The organism is Porphyromonas levii DSM 23370, from assembly GCF_000379925.1.
Taxonomy (GTDB): Bacteria; Bacteroidota; Bacteroidia; order Bacteroidales; family Porphyromonadaceae; genus Porphyromonas_A; species Porphyromonas_A levii.
This window is the reverse complement of record NZ_KB904245.1, coordinates 16,175-34,835: the sequence shown is the minus strand read 5'-3', so window position 1 is coordinate 34,835 and position 18,661 is coordinate 16,175. Positions and strand designations below refer to the sequence as shown.

At 47.3% G+C, this 18,661-nt stretch carries 16 protein-coding genes; 6 read left to right on the top strand and 10 right to left on the bottom strand.

The genetic code is table 11. The features are described from left to right. The 3 genes from A3GG_RS0104445 to A3GG_RS13360 form a co-directional block, all read right to left on the bottom strand. Positions 1–191, bottom strand: a 191-nt coding sequence (locus tag A3GG_RS0104445) for a transposase (protein ID WP_018358120.1), incomplete at its 3' end; no start/stop codon positions are given. Between the two features lie 206 nt (positions 192–397). Beyond that, positions 398–1,234 carry a GLPGLI family protein gene (locus A3GG_RS12810; protein WP_018358119.1) on the bottom strand — a complete coding sequence of 279 codons (837 nt, stop codon included), beginning with the start codon at positions 1,232–1,234 and terminating at the stop codon, positions 398–400. A gap of 146 nt (positions 1,235–1,380) precedes the next feature. Continuing rightward, complete coding sequence (locus A3GG_RS13360) at positions 1,381–1,554, bottom strand: hypothetical protein (protein ID WP_018358118.1); 174 nt, start codon at positions 1,552–1,554, stop codon at positions 1,381–1,383. A gap of 390 nt (positions 1,555–1,944) precedes the next feature. On the opposite strand from A3GG_RS13360, the gene A3GG_RS12620 reads away from it, so the two are divergent. Next, positions 1,945–2,451 carry a helix-turn-helix domain containing protein gene (locus A3GG_RS12620; RefSeq protein WP_018358117.1) on the top strand — a complete coding sequence of 169 codons (507 nt, stop codon included), beginning with the start codon at positions 1,945–1,947 and terminating at the stop codon, positions 2,449–2,451. On the opposite strand, the gene A3GG_RS12805 is transcribed toward A3GG_RS12620, so the two are convergent. The 5 genes from A3GG_RS12805 to A3GG_RS0104410 form a co-directional block, all read right to left on the bottom strand. Continuing rightward, positions 2,426–3,265 carry a GLPGLI family protein gene (locus A3GG_RS12805; RefSeq protein ID WP_018358116.1) on the bottom strand — a complete coding sequence of 280 codons (840 nt, stop codon included), beginning with the start codon at positions 3,263–3,265 and terminating at the stop codon, positions 2,426–2,428. The two genes, A3GG_RS12620 and A3GG_RS12805, sit on opposite strands and share 26 nt — an antisense overlap. A gap of 182 nt (positions 3,266–3,447) precedes the next feature. Further along, positions 3,448–3,573: a hypothetical protein gene (locus tag A3GG_RS13960; protein WP_018358115.1), complete on the bottom strand. Its 126-nt coding sequence runs from the start codon at positions 3,571–3,573 to the stop codon at positions 3,448–3,450. A 224-nt stretch (positions 3,574–3,797) separates the two neighbouring features. Then, positions 3,798–5,711: a molecular chaperone DnaK gene (dnaK, locus tag A3GG_RS0104420; RefSeq protein ID WP_018358114.1), complete on the bottom strand. Its 1,914-nt coding sequence runs from the start codon at positions 5,709–5,711 to the stop codon at positions 3,798–3,800. Between the two features lie 136 nt (positions 5,712–5,847). Next, positions 5,848–8,823, bottom strand: a complete 2,976-nt coding sequence (locus A3GG_RS0104415; protein ID WP_026215617.1) for a serine hydrolase domain-containing protein — start codon at positions 8,821–8,823, stop codon at positions 5,848–5,850. 72 nt (positions 8,824–8,895) lie between these two features. Next, entirely contained in the window at positions 8,896–9,264 is a 369-nt protein-coding gene (locus tag A3GG_RS0104410; RefSeq protein ID WP_018358112.1) for a DMT family protein, read from the bottom strand. Positions 9,265–9,810: 546 nt separating this feature from the next. On the opposite strand from A3GG_RS0104410, the gene A3GG_RS0104405 reads away from it, so the two are divergent. From A3GG_RS0104405 to A3GG_RS0104385, 5 genes are read left to right on the top strand one after another with little or no spacing between them, the layout of a single operon-like run. Beyond that, positions 9,811–10,995 carry a hypothetical protein gene (locus tag A3GG_RS0104405; RefSeq protein ID WP_018358111.1) on the top strand — a complete coding sequence of 395 codons (1,185 nt, stop codon included), beginning with the start codon at positions 9,811–9,813 and terminating at the stop codon, positions 10,993–10,995. After that, entirely contained in the window at positions 10,992–11,753 is a 762-nt protein-coding gene (locus tag A3GG_RS0104400; RefSeq protein WP_018358110.1) for a creatininase family protein, read from the top strand. Before A3GG_RS0104405 ends, A3GG_RS0104400 begins: the two co-directional genes overlap by 4 nt. A 28-nt stretch (positions 11,754–11,781) precedes the next feature. Next, positions 11,782–12,714 (top strand): dihydrodipicolinate synthase family protein, encoded by a 933-nt coding sequence (locus tag A3GG_RS0104395; RefSeq protein WP_018358109.1) that lies wholly within the window; start codon positions 11,782–11,784, stop codon positions 12,712–12,714. Between the two features lie 6 nt (positions 12,715–12,720). After that, complete coding sequence (locus tag A3GG_RS0104390) at positions 12,721–13,911, top strand: AGE family epimerase/isomerase (protein WP_018358108.1); 1,191 nt, start codon at positions 12,721–12,723, stop codon at positions 13,909–13,911. A 21-nt stretch (positions 13,912–13,932) separates the two neighbouring features. Continuing rightward, positions 13,933–15,186 (top strand): MFS transporter, encoded by a 1,254-nt coding sequence (locus A3GG_RS0104385; protein ID WP_026215616.1) that lies wholly within the window; start codon positions 13,933–13,935, stop codon positions 15,184–15,186. A gap of 406 nt (positions 15,187–15,592) precedes the next feature. Here A3GG_RS0104385 and pflA read toward each other — a convergent pair whose 3' ends face one another. Continuing rightward, a complete protein-coding gene (gene pflA, locus A3GG_RS0104380) occupies positions 15,593–16,321 on the bottom strand; it encodes a pyruvate formate-lyase-activating protein (protein ID WP_026215615.1) in 729 nt (242 codons plus the stop codon). A gap of 11 nt (positions 16,322–16,332) precedes the next feature. Next, positions 16,333–18,552 (bottom strand): formate C-acetyltransferase, encoded by a 2,220-nt coding sequence (gene pflB / locus A3GG_RS0104375; RefSeq protein WP_018358105.1) that lies wholly within the window; start codon positions 18,550–18,552, stop codon positions 16,333–16,335. Between the last annotated feature and the right edge of the window lie 109 nt (positions 18,553–18,661).

Sequence of the window (18,661 nt, the reverse complement as noted above, 5' to 3'; positions counted from 1 at the left end):
TCTTTGGTGCTATCAGAAGGCTTTTCAAAAGCCTGTGCTGCTTTCTCCTCAAGTTCTCGCATCCATTCTGTAATCTTGCTCGGGCTCACTTCGTATCGCTTCGCTAAACTCTGGATCGTCTCATCGCCCCTCAAGCCGGCTAAAGCAACTTGTGCCTTAAAGCTTGAACTGTATTTACTTCTTCGTCCCATAAACTTCTATTTTTCTTCTTTTCATCGGAAAATGACAATTAATTCCATCTCAACTCTCAAATCTACCACTTTTTGAGTTGTCTAGTTTTTGGGGAGTATTATAATTATCTGTAAAGTTTGTTACTATCGAAAACTACTTCACAGATAGACCACTAAGTCTAGCAGCGACAATACTGCCCAAACCAATAATGGTCCTACTCATATCATTATCTATAATCCCTCTCTTTTAAGTCGTAAGGTTTAGGCTGACTTTCATTTACTTGTATTCCCATAGATCTCAATTGCATAGAAACTTTGAGGCCTTCTGTGGCCTTTGATCGTAATAGTTTTATTCTATCAGTCTTTTCTATAGCTCCAACCGTCTTGTCAAAGAGGTCGATAGGCAAAGCATAATACATATTCATTTCTTTTTCCTCAAAGCCAAGTAAAGTGTAGTAATAATGTTTATTTTGATCGTATGCTTCTAAGATAAACCCAGGTAGTCCACCTAACTTCCAAGGTCCATTGTCTATTGGGATCTCAGGGGTGAACCATGCGTACCACCGACGACCCCTAAAATCAGCTGTTGCAAGATGACACTCATAGCCATGTATTATCCGAAGTGAGTCCCGAATCTCCCACACCTGTGGGTGTAAAACATCATTATAGACATACCATTGCATAGCCACAGCATCTGTCACAGTCACATCTCCGGTCTCTGGATAATTCTTATAAATATACTCCTTAGAACGTTTCCCCTCTGGTCGTCCATTCTTAGCAAAAGCCGACTCTATCTCCCCTACCCAAATATTTTTCCCGTTGGGAAGTGCATAAATAGAATCCATACGATAACTATATTCGCTCACCCATCTTGACATTTCATTATCGGAAATCTGAAGCATAAAGCGATCATCTTTTGTAGTGCCTTTGATAGTGTCTGTCTGATATATCAACTTGTAAGTTACTACATACTGACTCTTCCCAATTGATTTATGACCTTCTTGTGCAAATAAATTCACAATACTCAAGCAAATCATAAGTGCAAAGAATACTTTTTTTATCATCTTGTTTTCTCTGAATTATAATGAGGTCTTTATATCATATTTATGACCAATCATAACTTGTTATTCAAAAACAGATATCCCCATTCAATTAAAACGAAGTTGCAGAGTTTAATCTCTGAACTTCTTAGTGACTAAAACTTTAGTGATTAGAGAAACTCAGCACAATTGAATTTCTCATAGCCATGCCTTGCTCCTTCCATCGCTCCATCATCAAGATCGTTTTCCATTACAATCTTCATAAGAGTTTTGCAATACTCTTCCCTTGAAACTCCTCCTGAGATGTTCATCATTTCAGATGTTGTTAATGTCTCTCTGTTCATAGCAATAATATAAGTGTTAAAATGTTAATGGGACTATTCCCGAATGCAAGGTAGTTAAAATTAAACAAATATCAAAATAATCATCCTATGTTTTTAAGCATAGGTTCAAGCACCAAGTGCAATTTACTTAATTCTAAATTCAACATCGAAGTGCAATTTTTATGGTTGCATAGCAGGTGTTGTCTCGGCCGCTCCCTCCCCCAAAGGGAAGGCGGCCGCTAGGGAGCTTAGCAGCAAACGATGGTGCGTGGTCGATTTAGGTACCGACAAAGAATAAAAAGGGGAGACCGAAATCTCCCCAGGATTAGATAAATTTGTTGGTAGTTATGAAATACAAACACCTAACCCCTGAGTAAAGGTACACAATCTCCCAATGCTACAAAAAAGGGTATGAAACAGAAAGAGATTGCAGAGCTCATTAATGTGTCTCCTTCTACGGTATGTCGTGAACTTAAAAGGAATGAGACTAAGACGGGGCGTTACAACCACGTTTATGCACAGGTTTTAGCTAATGAGAACATCGCTCGATCGGCAAGAAACAAGAAAACACCAGAATGGATAAAGAGATTGGCTATCAGAAGATTATCTGAAGAACAATGGTTCCCTATGCAGGTTCCTGGGTGGCTTAAGAGGGAGAAAAAGATAGCTCTTTCTCATGAAACAATATACAAGTGGGTTAGAGAGGACAAGCGACAAGGAGGGGAGCTTTACGAGCAATGCAGGCATAAACTCAAGAAGAGAAAACTTACTATTTATGGCTCAAGATCTAATATACCAGACCGTATAGTACTCCCCATTTTTCGACAACGTATATTTTCCCTGGATTTTTGCCAATCTAATACCCTAGATATTTTAAGCAACTGTATGTGCATCACTGAAGGATTTCGCGGGGTTTAGGAAAGTCTTCCACGTCATCTTGGCTTGAGCTGTTGCTATTAGATGGTGTTCCTATTGAAAGACCAATAAAACCTCCTGCTTCATTGAATCTAGCCTCACTTTTAGTGAGTTTTTCAAAGGTGGTCTCCATAATAGGTGCTTTATAGTAGATGGAGGTGTCGTGAAATTCACCTCCTTGTTCTAGACCTTTAGCTTCATAAATATAATGCCGTTCAGCATCATAAGCTTGCAATATAAGACCAGGTAATCCATTCAACTTCCAAGGACCAAGAGGAACTGGAACTTCGGGTGTAAACCAAGCAATCCACTGACGACCACGAAATTGAGTAGTCGCTTTGAAGCACTCATAATCAAGTATTATTTTCATGTCCTCGCCTATCTCCCAGTCTAACCTCACCGAATCAGGATACTGAAAATATTCAGAACCCAACCTATCATATACCTTGAGTAATGATGGGTTATTAAGATAGTAAGTTATTACTTGATATTCTCCCATTGTTGGAAAGCTTTGTGCAAATTCTCCAGGTCTAGATTGTCCAGAGGTCATTTTCTCAAAAGCTAGTTGAAACATCTGATCTCTTTTAGCCTTATACTCTAGGTTCGTGCTGTTATATCTATGACTCCAGCTCTTCATGCTAAAAAACTGCACACTATCTTGTCCTATCTCAAGAAAGAAAGTCTGTGGCTTCCAATAGTCACCCCTAGAGATACTCAAAACCTTCTTTAAGTCATACTGAACGACCATTTGTAGCTTTTGAGCGAATGAATTTAGACAGAACAAGCTGAAAAATACTAATATCAATAACCTTTTCATACTAAGTTGACATATGTGTGCTGTTCTTGCCAAACACACCTAATTTTATTAATTAAAGACCTGACTTCTTTATCTGTATTCTCACAAATTCGCATAGGGAGTTTCTTAGGACCCCCCTATGCCATTCAATTTAGTGGTTACAATGCCTTTGATATGCACGTTCTGCATTTCTCCATTGCTCATCAGTCCCATTCATTTTCGGCATAATCACCAGCCATTAAATCACGCAAATCACGGCAGTACTCTTCAGCAGAAACACCATTATAAAGATTCATCATCTCGCTATCACTTAATTTTCCATGTCTCATAATTTAGTAAACTTTAAGTTATAAATTTAGAGAACTCTCACAATGTAAATATACAAATGTTTTTCCACCCATGCAAATTAAATTACCAGTTTCAAGACTCACACATAGAGGTGACAAAATCCATTTTCAGGTGCTGGGATCCAAAACGAGGGCAGCACCTCAAAAGTGGAAGGTCTCCCAGAGGTAGTACCTCTAGGAGACCTTCCTATCTATTGTGCTATACCTTACTTCACTTCCTCGAAGTCGGCATCGGTAACATCGTCATTGCCATTATTGCTTTGGCTTTGGCTATTGTTAGTACCGCTCATGTCTGGACCAGCTTGTCCTGCATCGCCACCCGTCTGGGCATACATCTCGGCACTCATCTGCTGCATTAGGCTATTCAGACCATTGAGTGCAGTATCAATAAGCGCTACATCCTGTGCCTTGTGGGCATCCTTTAGCTTATTGAGTGCTTCCTCAATCTGACCCTTCTTATCTGCTGGCAACTTGTCGCCAAGCTCAGCGAGCTGCTTCTCGGTCTGGAAGATAACGCTATCGGCTTCATTGATCTTATCCACACGCTCGCGCTCCTTCTTATCGCTCTCAGCATTGGCCTGTGCCTCCGCCTTCATACGCTCGATATCAGCGTCCGATAGACCACTCGAAGCCTCGATACGGATCTTCTGCTCCTTGCCTGTGCCCTTATCCTTAGCCGAAACGTTTACAATACCATTGGCATCGATATCGAAAGTCACCTCAATCTGTGGCACACCGCGCTGGGCTGGTGGAATACCGTCGAGGTTAAACTTCCCGAGGCTCTTATTGTCCTTCGCCATTGGGCGCTCACCCTGAAGTACATGTATCTCTACGCTTGGCTGGTTATCTGTGGCCGTGGTAAAGGTCTGTGACTTCTTGGTTGGGATTGTGGTATTTGCATCGATGAGCTTCGTCATCACGCCGCCCATAGTCTCGATACCAAGAGAGAGCGGAGTTACATCCAGCAGCAGCACATCCTTTACATCGCCACTCAGCACACCACCTTGGATAGCTGCACCTAGAGCCACTACCTCATCTGGGTTTACACCCTTTGAAGGCTCCTTGCCAAATATCTTAGCTACCAACTCCTGTACTGCAGGGATACGAGTAGAACCACCTACGAGGATTACCTCATCGATATCCGAAGCAGACAGACCAGCATCCTTGAGCGCCTGCTCTACAGGGATACGGCAAGCATTGATATACTTATCGCTTAGCTGCTCGAACTTAGCGCGGCTCAGTGTGCGTACCAAGTGCTTTGGCACTCCGTCTACCGGCATGATATAAGGTAGGTTGATCTCTGTGCTGGTAGAGCTAGAGAGCTCAATCTTTGCCTTCTCAGCAGCTTCCTTTAGGCGCTGTAGTGCCATAGGATCCTTACGGAGGTCAAGTCCCTCATCGTTCTTAAACTCCTCTGCCAGCCAGTCGATAATCACGTGGTCGAAGTCGTCACCACCGAGGTGGGTATCACCGTTGGTTGAGAGTACCTCAAATACGCCATCGCCCAGCTCAAGGATAGAGATATCGAAAGTACCACCGCCGAGGTCGAATACCGCAATCTTCATATCCTTATTGCTCTTGTCCAAACCATAAGCAAGGGCAGCAGCCGTAGGCTCATTCACAATACGTAGCACCTTGAGCCCAGCAATCTCACCTGCCTCCTTAGTTGCCTGCCTCTGAGCATCGCTAAAGTAAGCTGGTACGGTGATAACTGCGTCGGTTACCTCAGTACCTAGGTAGTCCTCAGCTGTCTTCTTCATCTTCTGAAGCGTCATTGCCGAGATCTCCTGAGGGGTGTAGAGCCTTCCGTCGATATCTACACGAGGCGTATCATTCTCGCCTGCTACTAGCTTGTAAGGTAGACGGTGTGCCTCCTCAGCCACGTGAGAGAAGCGCTCGCCCATAAATCTCTTTATAGAGTACACAGTGTGCTCTGGATTAGTGATGGCTTGGCGCTTTGCAGGATCACCCACCTTACGCTCGCCATCCTGTACAAAGGCTACCACACTAGGAGTAGTGCGCTTGCCCTCGCTATTGGTGATTACCACCGGTTCGTTACCCTCAAGTACAGCTACAACAGAGTTCGTTGTACCCAAGTCTATACCAATTATCTTTCCCATGTTCTATTCTAATATATATGTTGTTATTTCTGTTACAATAAGAGCAACCTCCGTGCCACCTGCCTAAGTCTGACAAAAGTGTCACACTTGACAGCGCACGGAGGTCGCTCCTTGGTCTATTATGGCTACCGGCTCCCTACTGTAGAGCCTTGTAAATGGTCTCTTGGATGCGGGTACGAATATCCAGCTGAGAGAGTTTGGTATTCCAACGGGTGGGTGCCGTCCTATTGGAGAGGAAGATATAGACGATCTCATGCTCCGGATCTACCCAGAAGCAAGTGCCCGTAAAGCCTGTGTGCCCGAAGGTACTCAGGGGTGCAATATCTGCTACATTCCCCACCTTGCCTCTGCCTCTATGTCTGTCGAACCCCAGAGCATATGGCGATGCGCTGTGTCTTGCGCTGGTAAACATCTTCACCGTGGGCGTCTTCATCACTCTTTTGTTTCCATAAGTACCATCGAGTAGGGTCTGTACCACGGGGAATAGCGATTCGGCATTACTAAAAAGCCCAGCATTACCCGACACGCCACCGAGCATAGCCGCAGCCTCGTCGTCTACATCACCACGAAGGGTCTGACGCCGGAGGAAGTCGTCTTTCTGCCCCTCGGCAATCTCCTCGGGAGCGAAACGCTCTAGAGGGTTGAAGGTAATTCGCCCTTCACCTAGTGGGCGACTTATCTTCTCGTAAAATAGCTGATCCAAAGGCTTCTGATACTTCGCCTCTAGAATGTCTTGGAGCAAGAGGAAGTCGATATCGCTATACCTATAGCCACCTTTTCGGCGGTTGGCATCACGTATCTCCCCCCTCATCATCTCCCGCACTGAGGTACTGAGGAAAAGCCCTTCCGCCATACGGATGGGGAACTGGTCGCTCTTCGTTTCCTGTACTAGCGTGGGGAGGAAGCGCCACCCCCTACGAGCCCAAGCTTTGCGCGCTATCTGAATCGGGAATCCCTCCTTCCTTGAGTATGTAATCAGGGGCGAGGCGTAGCTCTGCTCGTCTATCAGCGAGAGGTAGAAGTTGATGACCGCTGGCATACCGGCTATATGATGAAGGAGGTCTGAAATACGAACCTCCTCCTTGTCACTCCCCTTGAGATAGTTCAAGTGGGTACCTATTCTGTCGGTTGTCCTCAGTAGACCCTCATCCTCGGCTATCATGATAAGCGGTGTGGTCACTGCCGCTTTCGTGATACTGGCCAAGTCGTAGAGTGTTGCCGTGGTATTGGGCTCTTGTTTCCGAGCATCCTTATACCCAAAGGCTTTGCTATAGACTACCTTGCCGCCCTTTGCTACGAGGATTTGGCAGCCAGGGTAAGCCCCCTTGGCGAGCCCCTCCTCTGCTATCTTGTCTATGCCTGAGAGAATCATGCTACTCAGCCCTACCTCCTCTGGCTTAGCAAACGTAAGCACAGCCGGTTCTGTAACAATGCCAGCACCCACTTTATATATAGGGGGTAGGTCTACAGGCAAGGTGCCTCTAAATGGTAGTACCCCATTGAGCGCTTTCCCCATAGCACGCTGTGCAGGGTCCTTAGCATCGTAGCCGATAGCTACCGCCTTGGCAAAAGCGATCACCTCCTTGAAGTGCAATGCTGTATAAGCCGAGGTCATAAAGACTAGGGTTACCTCTTTGTCCCGAGCCAATTGTACCAGCCCTGCATCGGGTCTTGCCTTGTCCGAAGTGATTGCCACCACAATATGGTCGGCACTCCTAAGGTTTTTATAGGTGGTATTGCGTACTCCTGCTCCAGCACTAAGGCTAAGGTCGTAAGCCTTTACGCCGTGTTTGCTCTGTAGCTCGGAGAATAGAGTACCTGTACCATTATTGCCATAGCGGAGCAGTGCAAGCGAACCTCTGGTGCCTAGGGGTAGGGTGTTGCCGTTATTCTTTAGGAGGGTCATGCTCTCCTCATAAATAGTCTCGAGTAGCGCTTTGCTCTTGCCGTTATTGAGGTCTGCCAATAGGTTGGTTGCCGAGATGGGGCTGTGGTCATTGGCTCCCAATAGATACTTCCAAGCGAGTACCTTACGGCACTTTCGCACCACCTCGGAGCGCTCTATCTTCTTGCCCTTGAGGGCTTGCCTAAGGTCTGCCAAGGTACGATAAGGGTCGGCAGGAGCTAGGAGTATATCATTGCCGGCATTGAATACCTCTACAGCCAAGGACTTGCCACTAGTGGCGTCGATGGCCCCCTGCATGGCAAGCCCATCGGTAAAGATGATTCCCTCGAAGCCTAGCTCTTCTTGCAAAAGCCCGGTGGTAATCAAGCGGCTCGCACTTGCCACTTGTTTGCTGCTGTCCAGCGCAGGCACCGAGAGGTGCCCCGTCATCATGCCCCCCAGCCCACTATTGATATATTGCTGAAATGGCAGTAGCTCCACCTGCTCTAGCCTAGAGCGGTTGTGATTAATGGTGGGTACTGCTTTGTGGGAGTCTACGTTGGTATCGCCATGCCCTGGGAAGTGCTTCGCCACCGATAATACGCCTTGGCTCTCCAGCCCTTGGGCATACGCCATCACTTGGCGTGCCACTCTCGTAGGGTCGGAACCAAAACTGCGGGTGCCTATGACAGGATTAGCAGGATTATTATTGACATCTGCCACAGGTGCAAAATTGACATGGATACCCATCCTACGCGCCTCTTCGGCTGTCGCCCTGCCGTATTCAAAGATGGTCAGCAGGTTATCCGTAGCACCCACCACCATGTTCCTAGGCCATGAGATCGTACCTGAGAGTCTCATGGAGAGCCCCCATTCGCCATCCATTGCCACTAGCATCGGTAGCTGGGCACGTTCTCGCATGCGATTGGTCAGCCGAAGCTGAGCCGAAGGTTCGCCTTTCTGCCACAGCACACCGCCAAACCCTTTCTCCACAAGTTTATCCCAAGCTGCGATAGATTTGCTATCCTCCTTTGGCCATATCATGGGCATAATCAGCTGAGCCAGCATCTGCTCGTCGCTCATCCCCTGCATAGCACTATCGGCATAAGCCCAAGCGGCATCCGCTTTTTGGTTATCCCGCATCATCATTGGCGGAGTGCCAGCCTCCGCTGTCGTTATCCCTATTAGCGCTATTACTGCGCCCCAAATTATGTTTATTCCTTTCATACCCCAAATATACGAATAATAGTGGTACGCATCACCCCTATCAAGTCTGTACTCTATATGCCACGGAGCGGACTACTTAAAGACAAAGTAGACGGCCAGTATCAGACAGACAAATGCCGCGAAATGGTTCCACTGCAGCGGTTCGCCTCTAAAAAAGATCACGGAGAAGATAGTGAACACCGTGATAGAGATAACCTCCTGAACCACTTTGAGCTGCATCAGTGAGAAAGCACCGCCATTGCCCACAAAGCCGTAGCGATTGGCGGGGATCTGGAAAGCGTATTCCAATAACGCTAGTCCCCAACTCAGTAATATGATGAGGTAGAGAGGTGTGGCATTGGTAAATACTTTTATTTGCTCCAGCTTGACGTGTCCGTACCAAGCGAAGGTCATAAAGATATTTGAGATCACTAGTAGACCAATTGTCATCCAAGGATTCATAGCTGTATAATATATGTGTGAAGTTACAGGCAACAAAGTTACCAAATCCTTACCGCTATTCTAGAGCGCCCCATAATGGACAATAGATTTAGGGAAAGATACCCTGTAATGCGCTGAAATAGTCAGCCACTTAGTGGGCATAGTCAAGTAAATTAGGAAATGGGAGTCAATAGGTCAGTGATACCACAGGCACATAAGGTCAAGTAGATAGTAGGATTGTCCCAAAAAAGTCAACCCTATTCGGGAAAAGACGGATACTGTAAGGGCGAAAAACCTTTCATGCCTACTCGTTGACCGCTCTCGCTATACCCCAAGACCATTTAATATATATTAATTGACCGGTTTAATATATACTAAATGAGTAATTTAATATATACTAATTGTGGTGATTAGTATATATTAAATGGTCGTGGGGTCTGCCTAGGCAGGTCAACGAGGTACGGGTATGATTTTTTTCTTCTCTACTTCTCTCAGGCTATTATTTTTGCTATCGGTATGAGAAATTTTGGGTAGATTTGTCTGGTCGGTAAGATTAGTAATTTATTTATGAATAGGTGCTTTATTGCCCTCGGGCTTATTACGATATGGATTGTAGGTCTGGCAGGGTGTGGGTGTGAACATAAGAAAGAAGAGGTGAAGATGCTACAGAAGTTGGCGATCAGTACGGAAACAAGCCTTTATCCAGAGGCTGGTTTTACCAAAGGGGTGTCGGGTGCATTTGGAGGTGCTCTGGGTGAGTGGACTATTTATGGCGGAGGGTGCAACTTCCCTGATAAAGGTCCAAGCGAGGGGGGAACAAAGAAGTATTACCGTTCGGTTTACGGACTGAGAGACGGAGAGACCAGAAGGATAGGTGAGTTGGTCGCTCCTATTGCTTACGGCACTTCTATCCCTAGCAGTGATGGCAAGCGCCTCTACTTCGTCGGTGGTTCGGATGGCACAAAGGCGTATGATACCATTCATGAGGTGACCGCGGAGGGTGTGAAGTTGCTCGATACTAAGCTGCCCTCTGGTTGGTTCGAAGGTAGTGGCGCTTACTCTGGCGATAGCCTTTATCTAGCCGGTGGATGGGTGGCTGATGGTGTGCCAATGGATAGTTTGGTTCAGGTCAATATCAAGACGGGCGAGCATCATACGCTTGCTGCGCTGCCCGATGGTGCACGTATTCAGTGCGTGAGCTTTATCCTCGATGGCTATTTCTATATCTTCGGAGGTCACCGTCCTGCCGTAGGGCTTGAGCAGCCCCCCTATATGCACGAAAAGGCTTATCGCATCAGCATCCATGCCGAGTCCCCTCAGTGGGAATTGGTAGCGGAGCGTCCTACTTTAGAAAATGGGCGTAAGCTCCTCTTCGTGGGAAGCACGGTGGCTGTGGAACCAACCACAAAGCAGGTGTATGTGGTTGGTGGTGTAGACTGGGAGGTCTTTGAGCCTGCTATTATGCGCGGGTTCAATAAAGCTATTGCTACCAAGGAGGGCAACGAAGCGCTCCTAGATAGGTACGCCGAGGAGGGCAAAGCCTATATGAGTATGAAGGAGGAGGATTACCACTTTATGCCACATATTATTCGCTTTATACCGGAGACAAATGGTTGGGAGATTGTGGCGACAGATAATGCGCTAGCTACGGCAGGTGCTGTGCTTGCCGTTTCGCCCGAAGCTGCTACGGTGATTGGCGGAGAGCGCAAACCTGGGGTACGGACTTTCAATGCTTGGAGACAGATATTATGATAAAAGATTATGACTTGAGTACCACCAATTATGGACGGGTACGGAAAGAGGAATACCATATAGCTATTTTGCCTTGGGGGGCTACCGAACCCCACAACTACCACTTGCCTTATCTTACCGACTGCTATCTATCGCAGGCGATAGGGCTGGATGCCGCCCGCCTAGCTTGGGAAAAGGATGTACACACGATGGTGCTGCCCCCTGTACCCTTTGGCGCACAAAACCCAGGGCAGAGGGAGTTGCCTTTCTGTATCCATACTCGGTATGAGACTCAGGCGGGGATTCTGAGCGACATCGTGGAGAGCCTAGATGAGCAAGGTATAAATATACTTCTGATTCTCAATGGTCATGGTGGCAATAGCTTCAAGAATATGATTCGTGACCTCGCTGTGGACTATCCCGACTTCCTGATCCTATCTGCGGAGTGGTGGAAAGCGGCACCCGAGAAGGAGTACTTCGAGATGGACGGAGAGCATGCACACGAGTTGGAAACCTCGGTGATGATGCACTATCTCCCTGAATTGGTAGAACTAGAGCGCGCTGGTGAGGGTAAGCAACATGGCTGGGCTGTGGAGGGGCTGAGAAAAGGTATTGCTTGGACGCCTCGTAACTGGCTGGATGTGACCGAAGATACGGGTATTGGAGATCCACGGAAGGCAACCCCCGAGAAGGGAAAAGCCTTTGCCGAGGCTTGTGCTCGTGAGATAGCCCAGCTTCTGGTAGAACTCGTGGAGGGCGATGAACTGTACGAAGAATAATTACACAATATATTAGTAAGAAAAGATTATGGCAAAGTTTGAAAAGATTAAGGGCCTATTGGTGGCTCCCTTTACCCCTTTTACCGCTGATGGTAAGGAGGTAAATGTCAGTGTGATTCCACAGTACGCAGAGCTACTTAGGAAGAATGGTCTCGTAGGGGTATTTATCAATGGTTCTTCTGGCGAAGGGTATATGCTTACGGATGAGGAGCGCATGCAGTTGGCTGAGGCTTGGCACAATGCTACTAAGGCGTGGGATAATTTCAAGGTGATCGTGCATGTGGGTTCTACTTGTGTAAAGAGTAGCCGCAAGCTTGCGGAGCATGCTCAAGCCCTAGGCGTATATGGTATTGGAGCTATGGCACCTCCATTCCCAAAGGTAGGTAGGGTAGAGGAGCTAGCTGCTTACTGTGCTCAGATTGCTGAGGGTGCACCTGAGCTTCCATTCTATTTCTATCATATCCCTGTATTCAATGGGGCTTATCTGAGCATGGTAGACTTCCTGAAGTATGTAGATGGTAAGATTCCTAACTTCGCAGGCATCAAGTACACCTACGAGAGTCTATATGAGTACAACCAGTGCATGCTCTATGAGGGTGGAAAGTTCGATATGCTGCATGGTCAAGACGAGACGATTCTTTCTGGTCTCGTGATGGGTGGTGCCCAAGGGGGTATCAGCGGAACTGCCAACTACAATGGGCGTGGCTTGGTGAGCATTATCGAGGAGTGGAATAAGGGCAATATCGATGAGGCGGTGAAGCATCAGAACTATGCTCAGGACGTTATCAACGTGATTGCTAAGTACCGTGGCAATATTGTAGCTGGTAAGCATATCATGAAGCTCCTAGGGCTAGACCTTGGTCCTAACCGCATCCCATTCCGTACGATAGAGCCAGTGGAGTCGGAGGCAATAAGGAGGGAGCTAGAGGCTATTAAGTTCTTCGACGTTGCGGTTAAGTAAGTTCGTATGATAGACTTCGGAAAACAAGCTCAGCGCTATCGCTCTGAGCTTACGGAGGGTATCCTCCCATTTTGGTTGGAGCACGGTCTGGATCGAGAGTATGGTGGGATGCTTACCTGTCTTGATAGGGATGGCGTCTTGATGGACGAGACTAAGTCGGTATGGTTCCAAGGGCGCTCTGCTTTTACCTTCGCCTATGCCTACAATAATGTAGCACAACGCCCCGAGTACTTGGAGGCGAGCAAGCAAATACTCGACTTTATGGAGCAATACTGCTTCGACCCTAAGGACGGACGTATGTACTTCGAGGTGAAGCGCGATGGTACACCACTTAGGAAGCGTCGGTATGTGTTCTCGGAGAGCTTCGCAATCATCGCTTGGGCTGAATATGCCAAGGCAACGGGTGATAAGAGCTATGCCGAGAAGGCGCTCAATCTATTCTTCAAAGTACAACAGTGGCTGGCTACTCCTGGAATGCTGGAGCCTAAGTATCTACCTTCGCTAGAGGCGGTGGGGCATAGCATTACGATGATTATGCTCAATGTGGCGGTGGTGCTCTCGCAGGTCACCGAGGATGAGCGCCTAGCTAAGCAAGTGGAGGAGAGCTTCCGCCTTATCAAGGACAAGCTCTATCAGCCTAAGTATAATTGCGTACTGGAGATGGTAACTCCTGAGGGAGAGATGATTGATACCCTCAATGGTCGGGTTATCAATCCTGGTCACTGTATCGAGACTGCATGGTTCCTAATGGAGGCGAGTCGCCTAATGCCGAACCTCTCTTGTGCCAAGGAGATGCGTGACTTCTCTACTACGATACTCGATGATGCGTGGAAGTGGGGTTGGGACGAGGTACATGGTGGTATCATCAACTTCCGTGACTGCAAGGGCTTCCCTGCACAAGACTATTCGCAGGATATGAAGTTCTGGTGGCCACAGACCGAAGCACAGATAGCTACCCTTTATGCCTATATCCTTACGGGAGATGAGAAGTATGTAGACTGGTACCAGAAGGTAGATGATTGGGCTTGGAAGCACTTGAAGGATAAGGAGTATCCCGAGTGGTACGGCTATCTGCATCGTGATGGTACTGTGGCTCAGCCTGCCAAGGGAAATATTTTTAAGGGTCCTTTCCATATCCCTCGTATGCTTGTAAAGGCATCGCTCCTGTGTGATGAGATAACTACTCTTAGGAAGTAAACTATGGCAGACGTCAGACACATCAAAGAGAGTAAGTGGTATGCTTGGCTGGTGGTAGTGCTACTGAGTATGGTAGCGCTACTCAACTACCTAGATCGTCAGGTACTCTCTACTATGCGCGAGAGTATCGCTGTGGATATCCAAGCGCTCCAGGATATGGAGAACTTCGGTATGCTTATGGCGGTATTCCTCTGGATCTACGCATTCCTTAGTCCTGTAGCGGGGGGCTTTGCCGACCGTTTTAGTCGTAAATGGATTATTGTAGGGAGCCTAGGGGTATGGAGTGCGATTACCCTAGGCATGGGTTTCTGTACCACCTTTGAGCAGATGCTGGTGCTTCGTGCCATTATGGGTGTGAGCGAGGCACTATATATCCCTGCGGGACTGGCTCTTATCACGGAGTATCATACGGGCAAGACTCGTTCGCTTGCTACTGGTATCCACATGATAGGGCTCTATCTAGGACAAGCCTTGGGTGGCTTTGGCGCCACTGTGGCGCACCATCTCAGTTGGCAAGAGACGTTCCACTGGTTCGGTGTTATCGGTGTTGCATATGCCGTGCTGCTCTCAATTGTATTGATGGATAAGCGCACAGTAAGTGGAAAGAAGGCAACTGCGGATGTCGTGGTAGCTAAGGTGCCGGTGATGACTGGACTGAAGCGACTATTCGGCACGCCAGCCTTTTGGGTTATCCTAGTGATGTTTGCCGCCCCTAGTCTCCCAGGCTGGGCGGTGCGCAACTGGTTGCCCACTCTATTCGCAGAGAATTTGGGCGTGGATATGATGCAGGCTGGACCTATGAGTACCATATCCATTGCGGCAAGCAGTCTGGTGGGCGTCATCATTGGTGGCGTACTGAGCGATAAGTGGGTAATGAGCAACCTCCGTGGGCGTGTATATACAAGTGCGATAGGATTGGCATTTACCATTCCCGCTCTAGTCCTCGTAGGTATCGGTAGTACTACCTTGGCTATCGTGGGTGCAGCACTTTGTTTCGGTATTGGCTATGGTCTATTCGATGCCAATAACATGCCTATCCTTTGTCAGTTTGTACCCGATAGTCTGCGGAGCACGGCATACGGCTTCATGAACTTTGTGGGCGTGCTTGCTGGTGCAGTAGTGACGCAAGTACTCGGTGCTTGGGCACAAGAGGGACACCTTGGCATTGGCTTCGCCGTACTCGCAGGTGTGGTGCTATTGGCACTTATCCTCCAGATTGTATTCCTAAGGCCTAAGGCTATCGATATGACCAATCAGGAGTTTTACCAAAAGTAATACGCTATATATTATACAACAATCGGGGCTATGCTGGATGGTTCAGCATAGCCCCGATTTGTTGTATTGTACCATCTCCGTTGTCCTAACATTGAAATATTATATGATTATTTTTGTCATGCAATATCTTTAGTTATCACAACACTCCAAAAGCCAATGAACGCTTAAAATTTTGAAGTTTCAAAAAATGTCTTACATTCGTTTCTTAGACTTTTATTCATTATTATTGTACTTACCTAAGTTTTGCTCTTTATGAAAAGAATTATTGCCTCTATTATTGCTATTGATCCCTCTAACCTTGAAGGCGCAAGGGGTATTTAATGTCCAACTGGACTATAAGATGCAAACAAACTTTGGAGGGACGCCCACCTCCTATTGATGACCTTTGAATATAGATACTAAGCCATCACGATTGAGCCCAGACTAAGGGGAAATACTTCTCAAACTCCTGGATCAGGAGGGCGACCTCTTCGGGGGCATGCTCCGTAAGCCCCTCTAGACGATATACCCAACCTAGTGACTTATACTTGTGTACTCCAAAAGTGTGATAAGGAAGCACCTCGACCCTATCAATATTGGTGAAGCCGCTATACTGCTCTCCAATAAGACGGATATCCTCTGGAGAATCATTGTAGCCCGGCACCATCACACAGCGGAGGCGCATGGGAATACCCTGCCGCTCCAAGTATTCTGCCATTCGACGAACATTTATATTGCGTGCTTCGGTGAGGTGTCTGTGCTTGGTCTCGTCCACTGCCTTTACATCTAGTAGCACCATATCTGTGTGCTCAAGTAGCGCTTTGACATCATCATTGAGAAACGAACCATTGGTATCTACCACAATGTGGATGTCGTGTTCCTTGAGTTGCCTGAATAAAGGCAAGAGCTGACGAGCCTGTAGCATCGGTTCGCCTCCTGAAAAGGTAATCCCCCCACGCCGACCAAAGAACGCCTTCTGGCTCAGTGCTAAGTCGAGGATCTCCTGTGGGTCTGTCTCCTTACCCCCTTCAAAAGCTATGGTATCCGGATTGGCACAGAAGGCGCACTTAAAATTGCATCCTTGGAGAAATACGACGAGCCGGAGCCCCGGCCCGTCGAATGTCCCCATAGATTCGTACGAATGTACTCTAATCATGATTGTAGTTATCAACGCATACGCTCATGGAAGCTTCTGGAGATTACCTCTAACTGGTGTTCACGGCTGAGCTGTACAAAATTGACCGCATAGCCCGATACACGGATTGTGAGTTGGGGATAATTCTCCGGGTGCTCCATTGCGTCTTCGAGCATCGCACGATTGAGCACGTTTACGTTGAGGTGGTGCGCTTCTTTAGAGAAGTAACCATCCATCATACTCACAAGGTTTTCTACACGCTCCTCTGCATTAGAACCAAGAGAGTGTGGTACGATACTAAAGGTATTGCTCACTCCATCGAGGGAGTTTTCATAATTGATCTTTGAGACCGAAGAGAGCGACGCAATCGCACCTCTCTGGTCACGTCCGTGCATTGGATTGGCTCCCGGAGCAAAGGCAACGCCTGCGCTACGACCGTCGGGGGTAGCTCCCGTTTTCTTGCCATACATTACGTTGGACGTAATGGTGAGGATAGATAGCGTAGGCTCTGCATTCTTATAGATTGGAAGATCTCTAAGTTGTCCCATGAAAATATCTACAATATTCGTAGCTATACTATCTACACGGTCATCATCATTGCCAAAGCAGGGATATTCGCCCTCTGTGTGAAAGGCTGTCGAGAGACCATCTGCATTGCGCTCTACACGTACTTGTGCGTGCTTGATAGCCGAGAGCGAGTCGGCAACAATCGATAGTCCAGCTGCTCCGTAAGCGAGATTGATTGCGGGATTGGTATCGATAAATGCCATCTGTGCTTTTTCGTAGTAGTACTTATCGTGCATGTAATGGATGATATTCATCGCATCGTTGTACACTCTTGCCACTTCTCTAAGTACAAGGCGATAGTTGCTCATCACCTCCTCGAAGTCCAAGATGTCACTCTTAAGTTCTGGAATACAGTCTATTACAACCTTCCCCGTATTTTCACAGCGCCCACCATTGATAGCGAGCAGAAGCGCCTTGGCAAGATTGGCTCGTGCGCCGAAGAATTGGATCTGCTTGCCTATCTCCTGGAAAGAAACACAGCAAGCGATGCCATAGTCGTCAGAACCACGAGTCCCACGCATGAGATCATCATTTTCGTACTGGATACTAGAAGTATCGATAGAGGCCTGAGCGCAGAAGTCTTTGAAGCCCTGAGGAAGATCTTGCGCCCAGAGGACAGTCATGTTGGGCTCGGGACTTGGGCCGAGGTTATAGAGCGTCTGGATAAAGCGGAACGATGTCTTAGTCACCTTGTGACGACCATCCGACAGGCGACCTCCAATAGACTCAGTGACCCAAGTGGGATCGCCGGCAAAGATTTCGTTGTAGCTATTCATGCGGAGATGACGCACCATCCTCAGCTTAATCACAAACTGGTCGATTAACTCTTGAGCAAACTCCTCGGTGATATTACCCTTTTGTAAATCATACTCAATATAAATATCCAAGAAAGATGAGACATTGCCCAATGACATCGCAGCGCCGTCTTGCTCCTTCACCGCTGCTAGATATGCCATATACACCCACTGCACTGCCTCCTGAGCCGACTCTGCCGGGCGAGAAAGGTCAAGTCCATAGATATTGCCCAGCTCCTTTATCGCATAAAGTGCCTTAATCTGCATGCGTACCTCTTCACGTAGCCGCACACGAGCTTCTGTCATCGGGCTGGTAAGCGTAGCCAAGTCTGCTTCCTTCGCTTCAATGAGGCGATCAAGACCGTAGAGCGCAAGCCTACGATAGTCCCCTATCACTCGACCACGAGCATAGTTATCAGGCAGACCTGTCAAGAACCCGAGCGAACGAAACTTGCGAATCTCATCTGTATAGGCATCGAATACTCCCTCATTGTGTGTCTTAGCATAATGAGTGAAGATATCCAACACCTTAGGAGATAGCTCTACCCCATTCTCTTCACAAGCCTTGCGTACAACACTGATGCCTCCGTATGGTTTGATTGAGCGACGTAGCAATTCGTCTGTCTGTAGCCCCACAATCAATTCATCCTCCTTAGAGATATAGCCAGCAGCGTGTGATGTGATGGTAGAGACTGTCTCCGCATCTATAGAACGTACACCATTATTGGCACGCTCCTCCTTGATAGCATCTAGGCATAGCCTCCATATACGCTTAGTCCGTTCCGATGCTCCTGAGAGAAACGATGCATCCCCATCATAAGGGGTCACATTTAGGAGGACAAAGTCCCTCACATTGATCTCGCTATTCCAACGACCTTTCTTAAAATCCATGATATTATACCTTATCTTAAATTCCTTATATCTTTATTTGCAATACAAAGTTATCAAATATAATGTTTAGTTGCAATGCTTGTATGATTAAATATTTGCCATTCGTGCG